At 45.0% G+C, this 22,173-nt stretch carries 24 protein-coding genes and 4 pseudogenes; 11 read left to right on the forward strand and 17 right to left on the reverse strand.

From position 1 onward, the window contains the following. Window positions 1-107: 107 nt before the first annotated feature. The 4 genes from JCM11216_RS03180 to JCM11216_RS15790 are packed head-to-tail and all read left to right on the forward strand — an operon-like array spanning window position 108 to window position 3,039. Window positions 108-1,244, forward strand: a complete 1,137-nt coding sequence (locus JCM11216_RS03180; RefSeq protein WP_054853384.1) for a (Fe-S)-binding protein — start codon at window positions 108-110, stop codon at window positions 1,242-1,244. 1 nt (window position 1,245) lies between these two features. Continuing rightward, window positions 1,246-2,241: an electron transfer flavoprotein subunit alpha/FixB family protein gene (locus JCM11216_RS03185; RefSeq protein WP_054853385.1), complete on the forward strand. Its 996-nt coding sequence runs from the start codon at window positions 1,246-1,248 to the stop codon at window positions 2,239-2,241. Beyond that, a complete protein-coding gene (locus JCM11216_RS03190) occupies window positions 2,241-2,789 on the forward strand; it encodes an electron transfer flavoprotein subunit beta/FixA family protein (RefSeq protein ID WP_243675018.1) in 549 nt (182 codons plus the stop codon). Before JCM11216_RS03185 ends, JCM11216_RS03190 begins: the two co-directional genes overlap by 1 nt. A gap of 46 nt (window positions 2,790-2,835) precedes the next feature. Beyond that, a complete protein-coding gene (locus tag JCM11216_RS15790; RefSeq protein WP_243675019.1) occupies window positions 2,836-3,039 on the forward strand; it encodes a hypothetical protein in 204 nt (67 codons plus the stop codon). On the opposite strand, the gene JCM11216_RS03195 is transcribed toward JCM11216_RS15790, so the two are convergent. After that, window positions 3,040-3,252 (reverse strand): translation initiation factor IF-1A, encoded by a 213-nt coding sequence (locus JCM11216_RS03195; RefSeq protein WP_243675020.1) that lies wholly within the window; start codon window positions 3,250-3,252, stop codon window positions 3,040-3,042. A gap of 147 nt (window positions 3,253-3,399) precedes the next feature. Continuing rightward, complete coding sequence (locus tag JCM11216_RS03200; RefSeq protein WP_243675021.1) at window positions 3,400-4,308, reverse strand: 60S ribosomal export protein NMD3; 909 nt, start codon at window positions 4,306-4,308, stop codon at window positions 3,400-3,402. 124 nt (window positions 4,309-4,432) lie between these two features. Between JCM11216_RS03200 and JCM11216_RS03205 the strand changes: the two genes are divergently transcribed. The 4 genes from JCM11216_RS03205 to JCM11216_RS15800 all read left to right on the forward strand — a co-directional run bounded on the left by JCM11216_RS03205 (window position 4,433) and on the right by JCM11216_RS15800 (window position 6,578). Continuing rightward, window positions 4,433-5,179, forward strand: coding sequence for a trypsin-like peptidase domain-containing protein (locus JCM11216_RS03205; RefSeq protein ID WP_243675022.1), 747 nt, complete (start codon window positions 4,433-4,435; stop codon window positions 5,177-5,179). Continuing rightward, window positions 5,070-5,378: a PDZ domain-containing protein gene (locus JCM11216_RS15795; RefSeq protein WP_243675023.1), complete on the forward strand. Its 309-nt coding sequence runs from the start codon at window positions 5,070-5,072 to the stop codon at window positions 5,376-5,378. The genes JCM11216_RS03205 and JCM11216_RS15795 overlap by 110 nt, the downstream gene beginning before the upstream one ends. A 232-nt stretch (window positions 5,379-5,610) precedes the next feature. Beyond that, window positions 5,611-6,423: an alkaline phosphatase family protein gene (locus JCM11216_RS03210; protein WP_243675024.1), complete on the forward strand. Its 813-nt coding sequence runs from the start codon at window positions 5,611-5,613 to the stop codon at window positions 6,421-6,423. Continuing rightward, complete coding sequence (locus tag JCM11216_RS15800; RefSeq protein WP_243675025.1) at window positions 6,390-6,578, forward strand: hypothetical protein; 189 nt, start codon at window positions 6,390-6,392, stop codon at window positions 6,576-6,578. The genes JCM11216_RS03210 and JCM11216_RS15800 overlap by 34 nt, the downstream gene beginning before the upstream one ends. On the opposite strand, the gene JCM11216_RS03215 is transcribed toward JCM11216_RS15800, so the two are convergent. The 10 genes and pseudogenes from JCM11216_RS03215 to JCM11216_RS15815 all read right to left on the reverse strand — a co-directional run bounded on the left by JCM11216_RS03215 (window position 6,579) and on the right by JCM11216_RS15815 (window position 15,468). Next, the gene (locus JCM11216_RS03215; RefSeq protein WP_054853292.1) at window positions 6,579-7,925 is read right to left on the reverse strand and encodes a signal recognition particle protein Srp54; all 1,347 of its coding nucleotides are present in this window, start codon (window positions 7,923-7,925) and stop codon (window positions 6,579-6,581) included. A 235-nt stretch (window positions 7,926-8,160) separates the two neighbouring features. Next, window positions 8,161-9,209, reverse strand: a pseudogene (locus JCM11216_RS03220) (recombinase RecA). A 47-nt stretch (window positions 9,210-9,256) separates the two neighbouring features. Further along, window positions 9,257-10,854 (reverse strand): annotated as a pseudogene (locus tag JCM11216_RS03225) (PINc/VapC family ATPase). Between the two features lie 202 nt (window positions 10,855-11,056). Continuing rightward, a complete protein-coding gene (locus JCM11216_RS15805; protein WP_243675133.1) occupies window positions 11,057-11,173 on the reverse strand; it encodes a hypothetical protein in 117 nt (38 codons plus the stop codon). Between the two features lie 47 nt (window positions 11,174-11,220). Then, window positions 11,221-11,913, reverse strand: coding sequence for a mevalonate kinase (mvk, locus tag JCM11216_RS03230; protein WP_243675026.1), 693 nt, complete (start codon window positions 11,911-11,913; stop codon window positions 11,221-11,223). A gap of 224 nt (window positions 11,914-12,137) precedes the next feature. Further along, a complete protein-coding gene (locus JCM11216_RS03235; RefSeq protein ID WP_054853293.1) occupies window positions 12,138-13,361 on the reverse strand; it encodes an MFS transporter in 1,224 nt (407 codons plus the stop codon). Between the two features lie 184 nt (window positions 13,362-13,545). Further along, window positions 13,546-13,785: a hypothetical protein gene (locus JCM11216_RS03240; RefSeq protein ID WP_054853294.1), complete on the reverse strand. Its 240-nt coding sequence runs from the start codon at window positions 13,783-13,785 to the stop codon at window positions 13,546-13,548. A gap of 138 nt (window positions 13,786-13,923) precedes the next feature. Next, window positions 13,924-14,118 (reverse strand): 4Fe-4S binding protein, encoded by a 195-nt coding sequence (locus JCM11216_RS15810; RefSeq protein WP_243675027.1) that lies wholly within the window; start codon window positions 14,116-14,118, stop codon window positions 13,924-13,926. A 31-nt stretch (window positions 14,119-14,149) separates the two neighbouring features. After that, entirely contained in the window at window positions 14,150-15,295 is a 1,146-nt protein-coding gene (locus JCM11216_RS03245; RefSeq protein ID WP_243675028.1) for a 4Fe-4S ferredoxin, read from the reverse strand. Then, entirely contained in the window at window positions 15,289-15,468 is a 180-nt protein-coding gene (locus JCM11216_RS15815) for a hypothetical protein (RefSeq protein ID WP_243675029.1), read from the reverse strand. The genes JCM11216_RS03245 and JCM11216_RS15815 overlap by 7 nt, the downstream gene beginning before the upstream one ends. Before the next feature lie 96 nt (window positions 15,469-15,564). Here JCM11216_RS15815 and JCM11216_RS15820 point away from each other — a divergent pair, with 96 nt between their 5' ends. Both JCM11216_RS15820 and JCM11216_RS15825 read left to right on the forward strand, forming a co-directional pair. Further along, entirely contained in the window at window positions 15,565-17,373 is a 1,809-nt protein-coding gene (locus tag JCM11216_RS15820) for a hypothetical protein (RefSeq protein ID WP_243675030.1), read from the forward strand. A 96-nt stretch (window positions 17,374-17,469) separates the two neighbouring features. Next, the gene (locus JCM11216_RS15825) at window positions 17,470-18,948 is read left to right on the forward strand and encodes a hypothetical protein (RefSeq protein ID WP_243675031.1); all 1,479 of its coding nucleotides are present in this window, start codon (window positions 17,470-17,472) and stop codon (window positions 18,946-18,948) included. Here JCM11216_RS15825 and JCM11216_RS15830 read toward each other — a convergent pair. From JCM11216_RS15830 to JCM11216_RS15845, 5 genes and pseudogenes are all read right to left on the reverse strand, one after another. Continuing rightward, the gene (locus JCM11216_RS15830) at window positions 18,934-19,374 is read right to left on the reverse strand and encodes a hypothetical protein (RefSeq protein ID WP_243675032.1); all 441 of its coding nucleotides are present in this window, start codon (window positions 19,372-19,374) and stop codon (window positions 18,934-18,936) included. The two genes, JCM11216_RS15825 and JCM11216_RS15830, sit on opposite strands and share 15 nt — an antisense overlap. Further along, the gene (locus tag JCM11216_RS15835) at window positions 19,325-19,714 is read right to left on the reverse strand and encodes a hypothetical protein (protein WP_243675033.1); all 390 of its coding nucleotides are present in this window, start codon (window positions 19,712-19,714) and stop codon (window positions 19,325-19,327) included. The genes JCM11216_RS15830 and JCM11216_RS15835 overlap by 50 nt, the downstream gene beginning before the upstream one ends. A 4-nt stretch (window positions 19,715-19,718) precedes the next feature. After that, the gene (locus tag JCM11216_RS03260) at window positions 19,719-20,489 is read right to left on the reverse strand and encodes an ABC transporter permease (RefSeq protein ID WP_243675034.1); all 771 of its coding nucleotides are present in this window, start codon (window positions 20,487-20,489) and stop codon (window positions 19,719-19,721) included. Window position 20,490: 1 nt separating this feature from the next. Further along, window positions 20,491-20,955, reverse strand: coding sequence for an ABC transporter ATP-binding protein (locus JCM11216_RS15840; RefSeq protein WP_243675134.1), 465 nt, complete (start codon window positions 20,953-20,955; stop codon window positions 20,491-20,493). Next, window positions 20,944-21,283, reverse strand: a pseudogene (locus tag JCM11216_RS15845) (ATP-binding cassette domain-containing protein); the annotation flags it as partial. The pseudogene JCM11216_RS15845 and the gene JCM11216_RS15840, both read right to left, overlap by 12 nt. 342 nt (window positions 21,284-21,625) lie before the next feature. On the opposite strand from JCM11216_RS15845, the pseudogene JCM11216_RS03270 reads away from it, so the two are divergent. After that, window positions 21,626-22,137, forward strand: a pseudogene (locus JCM11216_RS03270) (transcription elongation factor NusA). Window positions 22,138-22,173: the final 36 nt, after the last annotated feature.

Here is a 22,173-nt window from a genome sequence, read left to right on the forward strand (position 1 = left end):
GTTGACCTTGTTGAGGCTATGAAGGAGGCTGAGAGGGTTGTTAAGACTGTGACCAAGGAGGAAATCGAAATGACAAAACAAAGAATAAAGCAATTAAGGTGATGAGCATGCCGGTAACCGTTAACTTTGGTCTTAGGGAGGAACTCCTTAAGGTAGTACCCACGCTGAGTCTTTGTTACCAATGCGGTACATGTAGTACTTACTGCCCAATAACCGACGAGTCCTACAACATAAGGCTCATCGTTAAGAAAGCCCAACTTGGTGTTATTGACCCAAAGGACTTTAAGGTCATTTGGGACTGCGTAACCTGCGGCACCTGCCAAGCCCTATGCCCCCCCAATAATGTCGAGATCGTTAATCTCGTGGAGGTTATTAGGACCATGGCCATGAAGTCCAAGGTCTTCCCAACAAAGATTAATGAAGTACTCTGGAAGATATACGAGAACCAGAACCCATGGGGGGGTTACACCGTCACTGACAAGAGGAGGTTCCTAGCTCAGTTCAGCGGTTTGATTAATAATGAGAATCCGGACGTTGTAATATACCCATGCTGCCTATCGGTTGGCGACCCAAGGCTTCAGAGACATATTAAGGCTTTGATCAAGGTATTAACCAAGGCAGGCCTTAAGGTGGGTATGTACACAGGCCTGTCCTGCTGCGGCGACATAATACTCCACACAGGCAATAAGGCATTCTATGAGGAGTATACGACCAAGTTAAGGGACTCAATAATGAATAGCATTAAGGCTCCAATAATAGTTACATTATCACCACACTGCGAATACGCCCTTAAGAAGTATCTTAAGGGTGTTAGGGTTGTTCACTACGTTGAGTTACTTGATGAGCTTATACGCAGTGGTAAGTTGAAGATCGACAAGAAGGTGGATATCACCGTGACTTACCACGACCCGTGCTACCTATCTAAGCATCAGAGAATCATTGAGGAGCCCAGGAGGGTGATCACGTCAATACCAGGGGGGGTTAGGCTTGTCGAGATGGCTCACTCGAGGGAGAAGTCGCTGTGTTGCGGTGCCGGTGGTGGGGGGGGTATAGCCCTTGAGACCAGGGTATCCACTGAACTATCGAAACGCAGGTTGAAGGAAGCAGTTGACACGGGCGCCTCGGTAGTACTCACGGCGTGTACATACTGCTTCAGGATGCTTGAGGACGCGAATAAGGTAGTGAAAACAAACCTGAGGGTTATGGACCTAGTGGAATTCCTAGATAGTGTTATGGGTGATTGACATGAGTGAGTGGAGGGGGGGTATATCCGTATTTATCGAACAGGACAATGGCGAGCTAGAGAGGGCATCGCTTGAAGTCCTAACGAGGGCTGGCGAGTTAGGTAGGAAGTTTAATGAGGAGGTTCTCGGCATATTACTAGGCCATGAAGTGAATAACCTAGTCAGGGAGTCCTCCCGGTATGGCGCCGATAAGCTCGTAATAGTTGACCACCCAGACCTGAGACATTACAATAGTGATGCCTATACTGAAGTCATGGCATACCTAATCAATAAGTACAGGCCCAGGTACTTACTACTACCAGCCACCAGGAACTCCAGGGACCTAGCCGGCAGGTTGGCCGTGAGGTTTAGAACATGCCTTAGCGCGCACGTAATAATGGTCGACATTGACGGGAAGGATGGAAAGTTGGTCACGGCGGTGCCGGGCTTCGGCGGTAACATAGTCGCCACAGTTATCTGCACCGGGGGGGGCAAGCCTGAAATGGCCACGGTTAGCCCAGGTACCTACGAGGCAAGGTCAAGCGATAAGGAGGCCACGGTTATCATGGAATCCGTCCCGGAGGACTTGATAAGGAGGCGTAAGATAGAACTCGTGGAGAAGAAGACCTCACCAATGCCTGACCTATCAAGGGCTGAGAAGGTCGTCGTGGCGGGGGGGCTTGGGACTGGGGGGGGTGATTTGGAATTGATTAAGGAATTCGCAAACCTAATAGGCGCCGCTGTCGGCGTCACAAGACCACTTGCGGACATGGGCATAATGCCCAGGGACTACCAAATAGGAACCACAGGCGTCTCACTGAGGGCTAAGACAGTTTTTGTATTTGGCGCCAGTGGTGCTCCTCACTTCGTTTACGGCATTAGGGACTGCGGCACCATAGTCGCGGTTAATACGGATAGGGAGGCGCCAATATTTGAGAATTGTGATTACTGCGCTGTGGCTGATTTATTTGATGTGCTTAAGGCATTGATAAGGGAGTTAAGGGGGGGTGGTAAGTGATGGTTTCCCTCAGGAACATAATAGTCACGATGAAGGTAACGCCAAAGCCCGAGGAGATAAGGTTCGACCCAGTCACAAAGACCGTAGATAGGTCTAAGGCGACGAATGAGATAAACCCAGCCGATAAGAACGCCCTTGAATTGGCATTACAGCTTAAGGAGAAGTACGGCGGTAGGGTAATAATACTGTCCATGGGTCCACCATTCTGGGACCAATTCATAAAGATGGGTATAGCCATGGGTGCCGATGACGCGGTCCTAATAAGTGATAGGGCCTTAGGAGGTTCAGACGCCTTCGTGACATCCAAGGTACTTGCGGCAGCGATTAAGAAAATAGGTGATTACTCGCTTGTAATTACCGGTGAGGAGAGTGAGGATGGCTCAACGGGTCAGGTACCACCTGGCATAGCCGAGTGGTTGGGGATCCCCGTTGTTACCTACGTTTCCCAGGTCATTGACGTGACCGAGGATTCAATAATTGTTAGGAGAACGATTAAGGGGGGGGTTACGAAAACGTTAAGGTTAAGATGCCAGCCGTATTATCAGTAGAGCTTGGGATTAATACACCGAGGTTTCCGGACTTCGAGAGACTACAATGGGCCAGGACCAGTTTAAGACAATGGTGTGGGGGGGTATCAAGGACCTTGGGCTCGCTGAGGATGAAGTTGGCTTTAAGGGCTCGTTAACAGCTGTTACAGAGCTGAAGGAGTTAAGGCCTCGTGAGCGACTACGCCAATTCATCGAGGGTAGTCCTGAGGAGATAGCTAGGGAGCTCATTAAGAGACTTGGCCTTAAATGATTACCCTGCCAGTTCATCTAATTGACTCAAAACATCCGCATAACCGCTTTGCCTTAATTCGTTGACCTCGTTCTTCTCGTACTTATATATTAAATCCGCCCTATTTGGTTCGAAGTCCCAGGGCGCAACCAGTATGTAATCACCAACCCTAAGCCACATCTTCTTCCTATACTTACCCGGTATCCTCACGAGCCTAATCTTGCCATCCTGCACACGGCCTTAGCCTATCATCACCAACAAGCTCTATTACCTTGGCAAGCATTTCACCCTCCTCAGGTAATCGTGTTTTACTTCCCTGCTGATTTTCCTTGGGCATCTGCGATAATAAATCTCATACCTTTATAAACCCAACCTTTATCATCAGCACATGCCATTGAGCACATACCTATCATTGCCTATCATAATTTCCAGGGACCTTGAGCCTCGATCCTCAACACACCTGGTCTCATAACTTGGCACCGATATACCATCCTTAATAATTTCACTCAACCTAACATTAATAATCTCCCTACTACCCAACTCCATTAGCCTAAATGCCCCCCCCTGTGAATAAGAAAGCACGTAATATGGCCTATTTAAGTAAATAATCACTGATCCACGGCTCAGAGGGACCAAAGCCACGCTAATACTTAACTTGGTAATTACCTTATCACCGTGTCCCCCCCTAACCACACTCTGGCTCTCGGTTACCCTACTCGGCACCGCCTTATGTATCTTATAGGCTATGGACCTAGCGAGACTTTGATCCGATAACTTAATGTCGAGCCCCCCCTCCTCCGTATCCTCAATCTTTAAAAAACCACTTCTTTCATTCTTAATGGTTTCCTTCCTAACAACATCAATTATCAACCTCTTTAGTAGGCCATTCATTGGCACAACACTCCTAACCTGTATGACCGCTCTTTCCCTTTCATTAATCATATCCCTACACCTTGGACACAGCTCCTCACTATACCTGACCCTGACCTGAACCTCCTCGTCATAGTCACTAATGAGTTCATGAACCGAACCCCCCCTGATCTTAACCACCGCCGTATTCAACCCATGCCTCAAACTCAGGGTTTCGATGGATGCATTGGTGACCCTGCCCATGTACTCTATGGACTCGAGTATCAACTTCTCAATAACCCTTGGATCCCTCACCCACCTACCCCCCCTGTAAAGTATTGCGCCACAACTTGGACACCTAACAATACCTACCACATCCCTCTTCACCCTGGCAAGCGGGTGGGTCTTCCTATAGCAGTCTGGGCATAATCCCTCAATCAATATATCAGTCTCCCTGCCACACAATGCACATACCCTGCGCATTTCCCACTAACGAACTAAGGCGGGTTAAATAAATCCTTTCCATCACCATAATACTTAATACATCTAGTTACACCAATTACCTGTGAGTAAGGACGTGGAGTCAAGGATTATAGACATAGTTAATGAGATGAGATCCTCAGTCGTAAGTATAATAACGACTAGGCTCATGGTCGATGAATGGTTAAACGCAACCCCCCCAGTCAGGGGGGGTATTGGCACGGGATTCTTCATTGACAATAAGCATATAGTTACGGCGAATCACGTGGTTCACGATGCGGCCGAATTGGTGATAGTGACACCAGAGGGCGATGAGTATGAGGGTGAATTACTAGGTAGAGACCCAGAGTTTGATGCAGCATTAATTAGGGTTGAGGGCGCTAGGTCGGTTAGGTCCGTCAAGCTAGGTGATTCTGATAAACTCAAGGTGGGGGGGCAGATGGTCATAGCCATAGGCTACCCACTTGGTTTGCTTGGTGAACCAACGGTCACTCTCGGCGTTATTTCAGCAATTGGTAGAAGCATAAATACGCCAGTGGGTGTTCTTGAGGGCTTAATACAGACGGACGCGGCGATAAATCCGGGAAATTCAGGTGGTCCATTACTTAACCTTGATGGTGAGGTCGTGGGCATGAACACCGCAATAATAGCCGGTGCCCAAGGTATTGGTTTTGCTGTGCCCATAAACCTGGTTAAGTTAACAATAGATGAGATACTGAGGTTTGGTAGGGTCGTTAGACCGAGACTGGGCATATTCGGTACCGACATTAATAAACCCCCCCTGGCTAGGTACTTTAGATTACCCGTGGAGAAGGGGGGTTTTAGTAGTTAAGGTTTTACCAGGTTCTCCAGCTGATGATGCTGGCATTAGGCAGGGTGATATAATTACGGCTATTGATGATGAGGAATTATCAAGTATCGTTCAGTTAAAGGTTCACATGACTAGGAAGTTCATTGAGGGTAATAGGGCATTTGACCTGACAATAGTTAGGGGGGGCAGGACTAGATACAGGATTAAGGTCAGCATCTAAGCTATTACCTCATAGGAATAGTTAAAAAATTAAAATCGTTATGAATAAGAGCAATGAGCGAATTAGCGATACCTAATTATTCAGGCTTAAGCATTCAGAATCTAGCTAATACATTACTATCGCATTTCGGCGCGGTACCTAGGGTCCTAAGTTAAGGCTTGACCTTGACATTAACGATCGCGTAGTCCTAATACTAATTGATGGCCTTAGTTACCTGGATTTAATAAATGCCATGGGTAATTCATTACCCGTAAGTAGACTATATAGGATAACCTCGGTTTTTCCAACAACCACATCCACGGTATTAACAACACTATTCACAGGCCTAAGTCCTGGCCAGCACGGCGTCTTCGGCCCTAATGTCTACATTAAGGAGATCGGAACAATAGTCAATACCCTATCCATGGGTCCCGTAATTGGTGAGAGGGATGGATTACATAAAATGGGTTATGACCTAAAGAAGCTCTTCCCAATAAAGTCTACAATATTTGAGGAGCTGGGCAACATGGGTATAAGGAGTAGGGTGTATGTTCCTAAGGGCCTATCCGGCGGCTTATCGAGAATAACCTACACAGGTGCTGAGATTGTGGAGTACGTAACGCCATATGACGCAATAATAAACGCATCAAAGTTCTTGAGTGAGTATAGGACTAGCTTTGTACACATATACATAACCACGGTTGATTCCGCAGCGCATAAGTATGGGCCGGACTCCGAGGAATGCAATGCCGTGATTAGGGAGACCGTGGATTCCGTGATTAGGATGGCTAAGAAGTACATGGCCGATGCCACGGTCTTGATAACGGCAGATCACGGACATGACGAGGTCAAGAGTAATGTTAAGGCTAATGATGTTCAGGGATTAATGAGGCACCTTCATGTACCGCCCTACGGCGATGCCAGGGCCGTATACCTCAAGCTCAGTGATAGGTCGAGTATTGATGAATTAACAGCATTACTCAGTAGGCATAACGTGGCCGGGCGCTTCCTAAGTAGGATGATGCGATTAACATGGGCCTATTTGGTGAGGTTTCAAGCGATGTGATTGATAGGGTTGGTGATGTAATCTTCATACCCAATAGTGGCTCAGCCTTTATCTACCTGTATAAGCCGGACAATGAGGAATTACTAACTCTCAGGGGGGGTCAGCATGGAGGCTTAACCGAGAGGGAATTGTACATACCATTAATACAGCTATAATTACTCACCAACCAACCTGCCCAGTCTCCTACGTGACTTCTTTAACTGATTAACCATCCTCTTCATCAATTGATAGTAATTCAATAACTCCTTAACGTCCTTAGGAGTTACCCCAGCGCCCCCCCTGGCTATCCTACGTATTCTAGATGCATTAATAATATCCGGATTTAACAGCTCTTCCTTGGTCATTGAATCGAGTATGTGCCTCCACCTCCTGAGCATCTCCTGGGCATTGCTCACCTTCTCCTCATCAAGCATCACAGCCCTATACTGCATTGGCAACATACTACTTGGTAATAACTCCAGGATCTTACTAAGGGGGGGCCCAAGCTTCATTATTGAGTCAATCTGCTTCTTAATGGTTAGCAGGTTTATCTTGCCCTCCTCAATCTCCTCCATGATCTTGCTCTCCTCCTCAATAGCCCTTATCTTCTCGACTAATGCCTCAAGATCACCCATACCCAGTAGTCTCGACACGTACTTATTAGCATCGAAGACCTCAATCTCATCAATATCCTCACCAACGCCAATGAACTTAATCCTCGCGCCACTCCTTATGACAGAGGTTAATGCACCACCGGCTTTGGCGGTGCTGTCCATCTTCGTTAGGAAAACACTATGTATTGGTACGTACTTCATGAAGGCCTCTGTTTGGGCAGCGGCCTGTCTACCGACTGTGGCGTCGATCACGAGCATGACCTCGTCAGGTTTAGCCTCATCATAAATAGCCTTGGCCTCCTTCAGCAGCTCCTCCTCATTCTTATGCCTACCTGCCGTATCGATTATTATCAAGTCAACCCTATTCCTCTGCATGTGCTCAAGGCCATGCCTAAGTATGGCTATGGGATCTTTAGAGCCCTCCTCACCATAAAACAGGGCATTAATTTTTTCAGCTAGTTGCTTAAGCTGATGATACGCGCCAGGCCTATATGTATCGGTCTCAATAAGCCCAACCCTTAGATTCCTCTTGATATAAAACCTGGCCAGTTTAGCCGCTGATGTTGTCTTGCCGCTGCCCTCAATGCCGATCAGCATTAACCTATACGGTCTCTTACTAATATTGACGTTAGGTATTTCCTCACCGCCAAGCGCCTTAACTAATTCCTGGTATAGGAGGTATAGAAGGAATTCCTTACTTGTGATGCCTTGGGGAGGCTTCTCCTGCCTAAACCTTTCCTCGATTGCTTTCGTTATTGACAAAACAACGTCAGCACTAACGTCAGCCTTCAATAAGATCCTCTGTATTTCTCTTAATACCTCTTTGAGCGTTGCCTCGTCTATATAATTCAACCCCCTAATCCTATTGACTAGGTTCGTGAAAGCCTCAATTAATGGATTCGGCGCCACTGCAGCCTTAGCACCTGCTTATCTCTTAATTAATTTATTGCGGGTATTTTACTAGGGTAACGGACTTAGTAGGTGAAAGGGTTAATTGAGCTTGACGTAGGCTCTGGTATGGATTAGGTTCTCTTAACCACGTTACCACTTAACGGTTCTTTATTCCTTGCCCTAAGTGAGGGCCAGGGCGGTTTTCCTCTAAGGCAATCGTGCCCAAATCAATACGCTCTAAGCAAATTACTGCTTATTGCTGCGTCTCGTAGTATTGAGACGTGTAATACTGCTGCGGGTAGTAGTAATAGCCCTGTGAGTACTGTTCCATCGCATACTGCTGCCCACAGATACTCCTCAACGTAGCCTCATTATTCAAGGGACCTATCACATAAATACCATAAGGCGCGGCTATGTCGTATACAAGCTTTATTGGTTTAATCGGCATCCACCTCATCTTCCTAATAAACATAATCCTGCTAAACACCCAAAGTTACTATTAATCATTGATACCTCCCTGAGGGATAGCATAATCACGCCACTCGCAAGATACTCCTCAACGCCAAACCTACTGAGCTTATTCTCCTCACCCGTGGGTATTTCCGAGGTCATTATCGTAGTCACATCCTTAAGTTTCTTAAGCTGGAACACCAACTCCCTCAGGTACTCCCTAATCCAAATAACGTCTTGGTGACTCATTATTATTAATGGAGCAATCGGATCAATAACGAGCCTCTTAACATCATACTTCTTAACCTGCTCAATAATCATCTTAGCCAGGTCCTTTGGATCGAGAGTTATCTTCTCATCCCGCGCATAAATCCTGAAGTATGTCCTGAAATCGGCCATTATTAGTTTACCGTTCTTCTCATAGGAATCTAAATCCCAACCAAGGGCATCCCTAACGCCTCTTTTAACGTCCTCTGAAGGTTCGTCAACCGTTACGTACATACCCACCTCGCCAAGCTCTGCACCCGTCCTTAGGAATGTCAGGCTGAATATGGTCTTACCAGTGCCAGCTTCACCGGCTATCAGGTAAACCTCACCCCCCCTCTTGAACCCGCCACTAAGTATGTATGAGTCTAGGTAGTTAATTCCGGTTATTGCCTTGTCCTCATAATAGTAATAGTAATATGGATATTGATCCTGTGGATACTGAAGGGTTTGTGTGTTATATGGATATTGATAATATGTCATTGTATCATTATAATAATTATTATCTGTTTGATAATTTCCATAGTAATTATAATAATTCGAATAAGTATCCGAATCAGCTACCACGGGCTTTTTCATTGAACTCATATTATCCTGACAATAGTTATAAAAGTGCTTATATATGTTGCGTTTCATCAATGTTCCTTCGGCCTTACCTTAAGTTGAACATTAAACTTCCTCCTAATATTCTCAAGTTTAGGCAGCCCCTTGGAGATAACAGCGCCTATGTATGCGTCAGGTACTTGGATTATTACCGAGCCATCCTCACCCCTAACTATTGATATCTCCTCTGGGGGGGCACGTACTTCCTCAAAACCCTAATAATCCTACTAATCAACCTCTTATCATTAACTACCTGACCAATCCTACGTGACCTACTGATAGGCGTTACGAAGATCTCTTCGCCAAACACATAAACCTCATACTCAACAGTATCATTTATGAAATCCTTAACAATGACCACGGGCCTCGCCAAGTCCTCCTCGCTCATGCCCTCGGGAACCTTGACAGTAAGCTCGAGACTATACACCCTCTGAACCTCGCCATCCTTCATAAAGAGGACTGTGTCTATTATTGATGGTAGCATGCCAAGCTCAGTCCTGCCTATGAACCTCTGAATCGCATCTATGGGGGCTTGTTGCGTGGACAACACCCACCATGCCAACACCCGCCAGCCTAAGGTCTATGTATAATTGGAAGTCAGCCGTATCTCTCATCTCGTCAAAAATCGTGAAGTCCGGCCTCGACAGCAGCAGTAGGTCGTGAACTTCTTCGGACGTTGCGTAGGTCTTTGATATCTGCGTTATTTCATTAGGCAGTATCATGTCCCTAGGTGATTCCACGGTCTTAACGATTTTGCCAAGGTTCATGTAATACTCCGCCAAAGCCTGGGCAAAGGTTGTCTTACCAGCACCCGGTGGACCGGCTATTAGTATTCCCTCGGCCTGCCTACTCAGTCTATCAAGAACCTTTGGGTGCAGTGAATAATCCTCAAGTTTACGCTTAATTAATGGCCTAACTGCCGTTATCTCAATCCCATCAGAAACGGGGGGGGTAACGCAATGACAATTCTATACTCACCGTGCTGAATAATGAGCGAGTTCTCCCTCCTAATCTCAACCCTGGTGTTACTATTGGCCATGAGCGATGCCGATATCAATTCCCTAACCATCCTCTCTAGGTACTCCCTACTGAGTGGTTCATTACCGAGAGGCACTAATTGCCAACTTCCCGGCCTACCCTTCTTGGCATAGGGTATTGAGCCCTCCTTTAGGTGGACGGACATGGTGTCGTTATCGAAGAACCTCTCAATCTCCAGCTTATCCTTATGCTGACCAATGAATAGCGTTTCAATACCCATAGCCCGTGAAATCTCAAAATTCATCTCATCACTCGTCACCAGTATTGCGCCTAATTCCCTGGCCAATTCCCTAACAATCTCATCAACCGAGTGCTGGTCAGGTCTTGGTATTGACTTTGGAAGTATCGATACGTACTCAACCCTTACATCCTCAAGGCCGAGCTTATTTATTGAGTCCATGATGTAATTCAGCTCCCTAATACCCAACCAACCCAATGCACCGCCAGACCTAGCCTCACCCTCAAACTTCCTAATTATCTCTGTATGTATCAATAACCTACCCTTGATATTACCCCCCCTCAATATTGCCTCCTTTAGGCTTCCATCCAAGAACACCGACGTATCGGGTATGTAAATATTGCCTACTTGCATTCCGCTTATCGCTAATTAATCGATATTAAGCACCCTTAATAAACACTTTTATTCATAATAGGCCAATTAATCATTACTCTCAATCATTGCGCCATTAATATCCAACCTGGCCCTTAATGCAGAACCGCCCACGAGCTCCACGGCCTTCTCAACCTCTACCCTATCGGACAACGCTATCATACACCACCGCCGCCGGCACCCGTCAACTTAGAGCCAAGGCACCTGCATTTCTGGCAGCATAGACCATCTCATTTAACTGCCGAGTCGACACACCAAGGGCATCAAGCAGTCCATGGTTAATGTTCATTAAAGTACCCATTAACTCCAAGTCACCCTTCTCCAGGGCCTCCCTACCCTTCCTAGTGATTAGCCTATTGACCTTATTATCGGCTCTATTACGTCCCTCATGACCTCGTACTTCTTCCTAACCATGGCCACCAAGTCCTTCGTCGTGCTCACCCTGGGCACGTACCCAATAATCAATGGAATACTGGTTCCTGGCTTCACGGGTTCCATCGCCGCGTTGTTGCCCTCGGGTTTCACATACATTATACCGCCGAATGTGGCCATTGTGGTATCCGTAGGGCTTGCAGAACCTTGAACATCCTTCTCAACCTGCCAGGCCAGGCGTGCCAGTTCGCGTTTATCAATATCATAACCCAGTTCTTTTATGTATGCGTATATGGTCGCTACGGCAACAGCGGCTGACGTGCCGAGCCCAGCACCAACAGGCATTTCAGACCGTATCTCCAAGTCAATGCCAACCCTCTTGTCTAGGTACTCCATGGCTAACTCAACCGCTCTCTTAACGTAGCTTAACGCGGAGATGACCGCGCCATAATCTGTCCTAGCAACTATATCACCGTCTTCATTAATCGTCACCGAGACACCTGCCAACCTTAGATCTCTCGCATTTATGCTCACCTTATTATCGTTCCTAGCCTTTGCCATAACATAGACATACCTATTAATGGCCATGGCTAAGGCTGGCTCGCCGTAAACGACGGCGTGTTCCCCATACAGTATCACCTTACCAGGGGGGGCTCTTACGATAACCACAGGGGGGGTTAGGATAATCAAGGAAATTAAATTCTTCCGCCAAATAACACCGAATCCCTTCTGCCGTTGGTTTTGCCTGCTTAAATGAATGACCATGTTTAATATTATCCTGCGTGTGCTACCGAGTCCGTGAATTATCACTATATGACATTGGAATTACGGCACCAGATATGAATAGGACCGCGTGTTAATGCCCTTAATAACTAACTGGCTTATAGACAGTGTCATTGTTCACTAGGGGGGGTATTATGACGAGACCTACTTAAATGAATTACTACCAAGCTCAGTGATAGGATTAATGGCATCAGGAATAGGGACTCTGTACTAATCCTATAAAATTCACCTGCCACATAACTACCTATTGTCTGTCCAATTAACTGAAACGTTATTAATAAGCTCATCCCATAACCCCCCCTCTTGTCAATGTTAATTCTATTACCCAACTCACTCTGGATTGCGGTCATGATTAGCTGGGTACCGATTTGCAGGAGTAACATGTACCCAACGGTTGAGTAGACATTTTCGAGTAGGCCTATTGCACTACCTAGCGTGTTAATAATGATACCAACAATAAGCAACTTACTCCTGTACCTATCCACATAGAACAATAGGAGAACACCTAGGACTATGTATGCTGCGTAGGAGATGGATACCAAGTAACCCCCCCAATAAACTGTACTCAATTCTAGCCTGTATACAACGTATATCGATAGTAACGTGTTAAGGGGCATCACGGCTATGTATGTTATTAATGTTATTAAATACATGGTTAATAAGTCATTGGGTAAATGAACCACGTTGCTCAGGGAGTAATAGGAACGCAATAACTCCCTAAGGGAGATATTTCTCGGCTTGCTATTGCCCAGTGTTTCCTTAATCGTGAAGTGCCTAATCACTGACACGGCCGTAGATATGACCGCGGAAAATAGGTAGGCAATCCTAATACCAAGTAGTCCGTACTTATTAACTAGGAGACCACCGATTGGCGGTAGGATTAGCCACGGTATTTGGGGCAATACGGATGTCACCAGGATACCGCTGGCGTACCTTTCAGGTGGCAATGAGTCTATTAATATCGCCAACAGTGCAGGTTGGTAAAAACCCGCTGCCATACTCAAGGCATAGAATACAGCAAGTAATTGCCAACTTGGTGCTATTACCATTAGGTACGTCGTTATTGTTATTAGCCACGTCCCCATGATTATTGATGATCTACGGCCAATGGTATCCGTTAAATAACCACCGGGTATTATCGTCATTAACTGCGCTACCATAGACACCGAGTAGGTCAGGCCAATATCCACTGCATTGGCGCCAAGCATTTTAAGGTAGATTGAGAAGTAGGGTAACGTTACCGCATTGCCTATGGCATAAAGAAACCAGGTGAGCAATAGGACTCCCACATTACCTGTTACGTAATACCTAATGCCTCTTTTTATATCGTGCAATAACAATCCCCCCCTTAATTATTAGGTATAGAACATGACTTATTTTAAGCATTATGAATGTAGGTGCAATAATCATACTCAGCCATTTACCCGTCATCATTTAATCAAGAGACCGTCGTTTCATCATAGACATTAATTAACCCTTTGGGGCTTAAAAAGACTTAAGCGTCGTATCTTTATGGTACTACGTAGTAATAATCCTTTGTTGTCCCCCCCTAGTAGTTTTCTCATCAGCGTATATAGGCACCACTATTGGTAATGTATAGGGTGTAGGTATGATCACTAAGCGACCGGTAACTTGGTCATAATGTCCATTTTTACTTCCGCTGTTTACTGGGTCGTTGTTATTTATTGATAACTTACTTAATTGCGTTGGTAATACCCTGATTCTTAAAAACCTGGTTATTGATTTTGTTACCATCATACATTTTTCAACCTTTATGGAGAATTTAAATACCTATAAGGTAGGGAGAGTATACTTGCTATATATCAAGTATATTGGAAAAATTACTATATATGCTATATATCTCACATAGAATTAAATACCGATATTAGACACTTTTCACGAAACCTTAATCCTAATTATCGCACCCCTTGAACATACCAACTGACAAATACCGCAGCCAATACATGCCTTAGCATCAATAACAGGTTTCCTATTTAATTGAATTGCTGGACAATTAATCCTTAAGCAATCACCGCAATTATCGCAATACTCATCAACAATGCTAAACGCATATTTACCTAGAGAATTCACCGGGATATTTATTACAACTATACCACGTGAATTAACAATGCCCAGAACATCCTGCAATGAACTCAGGGGGATTACCTGGATCGTAATTTACGACTTTATACCGAGCATTGACTTTAGATAAAACGTTCAAAACCTCATTACATTCACCATTAATTAATGGAATTATCATCAGGTAATTATCATGAGCAGTATTAATGATCTCACGGATTATATCCTCCTGGCTCAATAATGAGCATGGATTAACCACCGCTACTAACCTGCCATAGCCATAACCAGCCCTTAGAAATGCCAATATTGACATTAATGGATTCACCACAAAATCAATCACTTGATCAAAACTCCTCGGTTCGAAGAATGTAGGGAGCATGTCATAGCTTGGCGTCAGCCCTTCAGTACTGATTATATGTATGTATGATGGGTCAATCGTCATTATCGGTACCTCACCCTGCCTCCTATACTTTGAAAAAAGCCACTCAATGAGCATCAATGGGTCTCCCGGTTCCCGAAAAAAGAGCTGATTAACGGCATTATTGATTAAATCGTTATACCATTTATTAATATCATCAACCATAAGCCTATCAGCACCGACCTCCTTCATTAAGTAGTCCCCCCCAGTATCGATGACGTACTTAATACTAATTGAATCCTTAGGAAGTGGATTTATGTATAATGACAGTATCATCGAGTAATTACTGATTTTATCGATGCGCTCCTTAATGAATGACCACGCAGAACCAGATATGAGAACCCCCCCATCACCCTTCCCAATAATAGCAATGTTATCACGAGACCTAACCCTAACCTCCTCAGGCAATTCTTTACGGAAACTACCCAATAATCGACTGGGTCCCCCCCAACGCATGGGCTCACCCCAATTCTTATTAAACGTAGCTTCCCTATGCCTAACGCCAACGCCATTGATGCCCTCACCTATACCTAGCCAAGGCCCCAACCTCACTATGTATGGTAGCTCAAAGGACCCACTATAGTCACGGCTTTCCTTAATAGCCCTAACTAGGCTCTCCTGGTCCCAGGGCTCCAGGCATGGTAAACCCACTAAATTACAGAAGGGCCTTATGTCGTGAACGTCATAGACGAATATCACAAGCGAACCTCTAATTTTGGCGATGCTTAAGGAGCCTAGGGAATTTAAGAAGCCGGTATCATCAATTAGCACCGCAACATCCTAAACATGCCTGAGAGGACCTCAGCCTCATTAATCGCATTCTCAGGATTTATCTTTACAGTAAATACCCTATTCATTAAGTAGGAGCCTGTTATGACTACATCGTTAAACGAGTTCCTTAGTACATCCGCGATCCTCAAAATACTACTTCTTACATCATGCACTGATTTCGGTATCTATACCGCGATTTAAAAAGTATTATTTTTGTCATGGAATTGAAAGGTTTTAATAACCTCAATATATAAAGTACTTTATTAAGTATGAATTCGAATGGCTGGAATGGACTTGTTCCCTCGGTAATTATGAGATACGTAATCATTACATTGATAACCCTGATCTTCATCTCAATTAATGCTAGTGCATTAACACCTACTGTGAGTAGTACGCACTTCCTAATATACGACCTGGCAAATGCAGGTTCGTCATATGACCAAGCCCTAGATAATTACCTAGAGCAGGCATACTCATTATACACCACAACCCTGGGCATGAAAATGTCACCGCCATGCAGTGGAAGTCAATACACGGTATATGTGGTACCCTCTCTTCCAGGGTCAGAGGCAGGTGTAACTGGGTGGGAGTATACCTATAATCCAAGCACTGGCCAAATAATCAGTACATGCATAGAGTACATAAACATAAGTGCTGGTTTGTCGAGTGATTGGCTTGAACACACGGCTTATCACGAGCTTGTACACGTATCCCAACTGGCGTATATCCAATACACGACAATACCCCCCCAGGACTACCCGTGGTATATCGAAGCCGATGCTGAGGGTACAGCGAGTTACTACACGAACCAGTGCCCAATGGCCCAGGACTACTTCCAATATAACCAGTATGGGTACGACCCATACGACTACTCAGGAGAGCCAATAATAAACATGTACTACTACTCAGCCTTCATATACTGGCTAATCGCGAATGGCATTGGGCCCGCAACCATTGAGCAGAACGTATTCACCAGCAATAGCATCATTAATTCATGGCTCGATAATTACTACACACAGTACCTGGTTTCACTGGTCCATGGGCAAAACCTATGCGGATCAACCTACTACCCAAGCTTCCAAACAATAAGTATGAGTGGTAGTACTTATTCATTTAGTGTTAGCCTTCAAGGCCTCAGCGCTCAGTACTACGAGGTTCAACTGCCTGCTACGGGCACTATAGAAATCACGGCAGGCGGTGGTTCAGTTATTAGTAACATCGAACTCAACTCCGCATTCTCGATAACAAACACGACACTATACATGGCCCTGGTCAACCCAACAACAAATAACGAAACCGTTACCTTAACAATCAGCTATACACCGGGTATCACGGCTAGGATAGTGGGTGGTACGTATAACGTAATGACGGAAAACCTGGCCCTTAACCTATACGTAATGTACGGAACAACACCAATCACAGGCACGATATACATCAACGGCACACCAACAAGCGCAAGTAACGGCTATGCAAGTGCCACATTTACAGGGATTACCTGGGGGGGCACCTACGTAATTAACGTGACCTATGAAAACTCAACGGCATTAACCTACATCACGCTGGAACAACCGACGGCATCACTGGTCACAACAACCACGTTATACCTAACGAGTAATAGCTTTGGCAATTTAGTGATTTCGGTAAACAACCCAAACAGTGTAACGTTGGTTACGGACATGCTAATCACATCACCACCAAGCCCCCCCATCAACCCCCCCTATAAACCAATGATATACTTCGAACCGCCAAACACGACCTTAACACTGAGCCCAGGAACATCAACGATTAAGATAAACTTCGTTGTTAATTCCACCGTATCAAACGGCCAAGGCGACATCTACATATACAATAGCCCAAGCACAGCACTATCCCTTGGGTATGATGTGGTGCCCGTGCAGGTAAGCATCTTAAACGCCACGTACTACATAAATGGTAACTACACAATTGTTGATACGTACGTTAATGATGTAGGGAAGATGAACTTCGTGATTGGGGGGGGATTCACGGGAACAGTCTACATTAATTACAGCACGTACACAATAACAACACTTAAAATAGGCGTGATGAGCCTACGGTAAGGCTATTACCGGAAATAGTATTACTAGCGCCAAGCTGGGCCTTGGTCAATGCAACAATTGAGTTAATGACACCTAATTCCTGCCCTAGCTTCCCCCGTGTTTTACTACGGTGAGTTTTACGTTAATAACACGTATGTAGGAAGCAAATTAGTTCCTTGCGGCAGCATTGGTGTTGTGTGGAATTTATTAAATGAAACCTATACGGGCCAGTACATGGTGTTGTCCGTGGCGGGTATGAATATCATGGCCAACATTAGCATAGTGCCTCCATTAATAAATGTGGTTAATTACCTATGGAACATAACCGGTACTAATGAATACGTAATTGTAAACCTAAGTATTTACGGCCCATACGAGTACGCAGTTCTTAGCCACTATGTGAGCAACTCAACGCTTCAGTTAACGTATTCCCTACCCGCGAACTATACAATGCTAACCATAAACACGGGGGGGTTTGGCAATATAACGGTTTCAAGGCCGACACCATTAATAAGCCTTGAATCGCCCGCGGTGACCATCTATCCACAGCCGATTAATGCAATTATCAACATCACAATGCCACCAACCCTTGCCTACCAGGGTTTATTGAATACGTACTTAAATGGTTCATTATACTCATCAACCATGGTTGACCTATCGCCAGGCGAATCATCATTGTTGGGCATGGTTATCAAGCCCACGGTGCCGGGCACGTACGTGATTAATGTTGAGTTGGGCGCATTGGCGTCGATTAATGTTACCGTAATGAGCGTGGAGTTATTTAGATTGAGTATTGAGGCAGAACCGCTAGTGATTATTGGCCATAATGAGACGATAAATATAATACTCAATGATTACCCCGCGATAAGCGTACCCGTTAATCTCACATTGCAGGGTTGCATTAATGATACGACCATGGTCATGGCAAATACGTCATTAAGCCTAGGATTCAATAGGGAGTGTGCATTATTAATTAATGCATCGGCATACACACTGACGGGTGAGGCCATTAGCTACTGGGATTACTTAAACCTATGGATTAATAACACGGTTGGTTATTACGATGGTTATCCGTTAATACTTAATGGGACAATAACTGCATATGCAACATTCCTAAACGGTTCCGAGGTGCCGGCCACGGTACTCATTAATGGATCAACAACGCTCACACCGCGGTACCTGGGGGGGCTCATCACAATTACGTTGAGCATTAATTACCTCGGTGTCACCAATGAATCCACGGTAAGTACCTACGTCATACCACCGACATACTTCGAAGCAGAGAAAATACTCAGTGAGTTGGGTAATCCGCAGTTCCTGAACGCCACGGTTAGTAATGCTATAATGAGCGGTAACTGGAGCTTGGTCGATGAAATAATTAATGAGTATCAAGCATCATCGAGGCCGTACGACCCACTGGCTCAATTATCGAGGTATTTGCTAGTACAGGCAATAATGAGTGGTAGTGCCAGTAAGATAAGTCTCGTAAATGCCATACTTAGGTATGAACTCCTTATCTATACCGTGCTCATACTAATTATCATACTGGTGATAGTGGCTCTACATAGGGTAAGGGCTAGGTCACGTAAGTCCTAACTTACCCTCCTCCCTAAGTCGTTTATCGAATATCCTAATAAGCATGGTTGTGACTATGAATAAAGACGCCACGGTGGTTACTGAGTAAAATAGTTGGTAAGTAATTGGTATGGGAAGCTCCAGGTAGCCCAGGGCAGCCTCACGCATTATAACAAATGGATAGGCTATTGGCGAGTACTCATTCACCAGCATCACGTACCTACTCGCCTCACTCGGTATTAATCCGCCTAATGCAGGCATTAGGAACTGCATTATGTCGGTGATGACCCAGTTAGACCTGAGCCTAACCACGAGCATTGCGTATATTGTTGATATAAAGAGAAGCTGTAATGAAGCAAGTATTATGGATGCTGTAAGGAGTACTGGGTTCCTAATGTCAATGGTTAGGCCGAATACTACGTAGAAGCTTATCACGAGAGATGCCAAATCGAGTAATGTATATATTGAGTATGCAATGCCCCCAGCCAACCACGTGTATTAGCAAGTTACTTATGGTGGTCATGACATTCTCGAGAATTCCCTCATAACTCTCCTCAATAATCCCACCGCCAAAACCCCCCCACAACCAACTCGAGTAAAGTGCGAAGGCGTATGCAGCCCATAGGAATAACTGGAGGGTGAGTTTACCCAGGGTGAGCACACCGAATCCCCCCCTGAGGGTGAGTATGAAGAAGGCAAGCCATAGTGGTGCCGTTACGATGTTTATCATAATCGATGATGGTTTCGAGAACAATAAGCGTAAACCTCTCCATACCTCAGCACCCAACTTTCTAAATTCCCCCCCTGTTCCTGAACCCACTCTCGAGCTTTGCATATGAGGTCATCCCAAACAGTAGGTATATGATTGTTGCGGTGATTAGGTAGATAATGAGCATGTAACTTGCCTGCCCAATGCTCTCTAGGTACATGGAGTAGAATGTTATGTACATAGGTAGTGCATAAACGAGCCCCCTAATCCACCATGGAAGTACATATACCGGGTATGTGGTCCCAGATAATATTGTTAGTATTGGTGTTATTACATTATTTACCGCGTCTGCATCATTAAGTCTCATAACTAGACCTGCTATTAATAATCCAATGCCATATAGAGGGAGTAATCCAATGAAGAGCGTTAGAAGAGCTAATGCTAACCTAAGGGCTCCGATTAATCCATACTCCATATAGAATAGTGGTAGGGATGCTATTGTGAAGGCGCCGATGTTTACTATTATCATCACTAGGGATGTGCCAAGTAAGATCAAGTACATGCTAGTTGGTGAGGCAAGCAGGAACTCAAGCCTACCACCCCCCCTCCTCTCCTCCCATAGAAACCTAGACCCAGTCTGCACCATTATCATTGACAGCATTAAGACCTCAAACCCAATGAATTGCCTAATGAATACACTACTTGTTACCTTAACAAAGAATGATGCTATAAATGCCATACTACCAGCGATGAAGTACGGAAGAACAACAAGCAAGGCTAAACCGCCCGGCTCCCTACTTATTATCTTTAGTTCATTAGCCATTACAGCAAGTAACACACCTATCTTACCCATTTTACTCACCCTCATTCTTAACCACCTTCACGAAAGCCTCCTCCAGAGAAGGTTCATTTATCCTAACCCTAATTATATTCAACCCCCTCGCTTCTGCGTCATTAATGACCCTACGAAGTGAGTCGGCAGGGTTCGTGGTCTCCACACGTATGGTCTCCACACGACCATTAAGCTGAACCTCAACCTCAACTACGTACTTAAGCCCAAGCATGTCCTTTATATCCCTCGGTGAACCCTCAATGATCATTCTACCATTACTTATTATACCAACCCTATCACAGACCTCCTCCACCTCCCAAAGGTTATGACTAGTAAAGAGTATTGCCTTACCCTCCCTCTTAAGTCTCCTTACCAACTCCCTTACCTCCCTCGCAGAGATTGGGTCCAAACCAATGGTTGGCTCATCGAGAAACAGCACAGGTGGGTCGTGAATCAACGCCCTGGCTATAGCAAGCCTAGCCCTCATACCAAGTGAGTACTCCTCATAGGACCTATTCATCGCGTTCTCAAGCCCAACAAGCCTCATTAACTCCCTAGCCTAGCCTCAGCCACCGACTTGCTTAACCCATAAAGCCTGCCAAAGTAAACGAGGTTTTCATACCCACTAAGTCTCGAGTAAAAGCCTTATCTGGGTAAAGTACTAGGCCTATGATACTTCTAACGATACTTGCTTCCTTAACAACATCATGCCCATTAATCAAGGCATAACCGCCATCGGGGGGGATTAACAAGGTAGACAGTATCTTGACGGTAGTCGTTTTACCAGCACCATTAGGGCCCAACAACCCATACACCTCACCCCCCCACCTAACCCTGAAGGAAACACCCCCCCTCAGCGCCTCAACTACGATTTTTCTCCTCCTTATGAAACCAGTACGTTCATTACTAATGAACCTCTTCCTAATGTTCGAAGTTATTATTGCATCGTTCACACAACCTCAAGCTTAAAGTCCCGAGTAAATAAGGCTTTGCTAATCACTACTTTAATGAGACCTTAATTTAGGTAATGGGTTAATCCTCAATAGTGACATCATCAGCAATAAGCACTGGACTAAGGCGCTTGACCTCAAGTGGGAGCCACCGTTAATGGAGAAACGCATAAGGTTTATTAAGCCTAATATTTTTATGGTTGTCGAATGAAAATACCGTTTTGCACCTTCTGTGTCAAGACCAGGGTGTTTTGCAGCAAGTGCCAGTCTTTGCTCGATAGTGGAGAGTACTCCATGCTTGATGTTGATGTTAGCGATGCATTGCTAAATATAGCCACTGGTAAGATGGAGGAGGTCCTGAAGAATGTTGAGTATGTGAAGTCCTACGAGGTCGGTGACCTGGTTATTGTTGTACTTAAGGGCATAAAGGCGCTTCCTCGGACCATAATACAGCAGATGGAGCATGACTTAGAGAGGACATTGAATAAGAGGGTTAAGGTTGTTGAAAAGGGCGTTAATGTGAATGAGCTCGCCACGCAATTGGCTTCTCCTGCAGGATACTCACAGTATCAACGTCCTGGCTTCCCGATGGTACCACGGAGACCGTAGTCAGGATAACAAAGAGTGAACTTAGGAGGTTGCCATTTAGACCGAGTGAGTTGGCTAAGGTTCTTAGTCAAATTAGTGGTACAAACATTAGGGTTGAAATTACCAAATAATCACAATTTTTAAATCCCCCCCAAAATCTACAAGTT

The organism is Vulcanisaeta distributa JCM 11216 (genome assembly GCF_001315985.1).
In the GTDB taxonomy this organism is placed as follows: Archaea; Thermoproteota; Thermoprotei; order Thermoproteales; family Thermocladiaceae; genus Vulcanisaeta; species Vulcanisaeta distributa_E.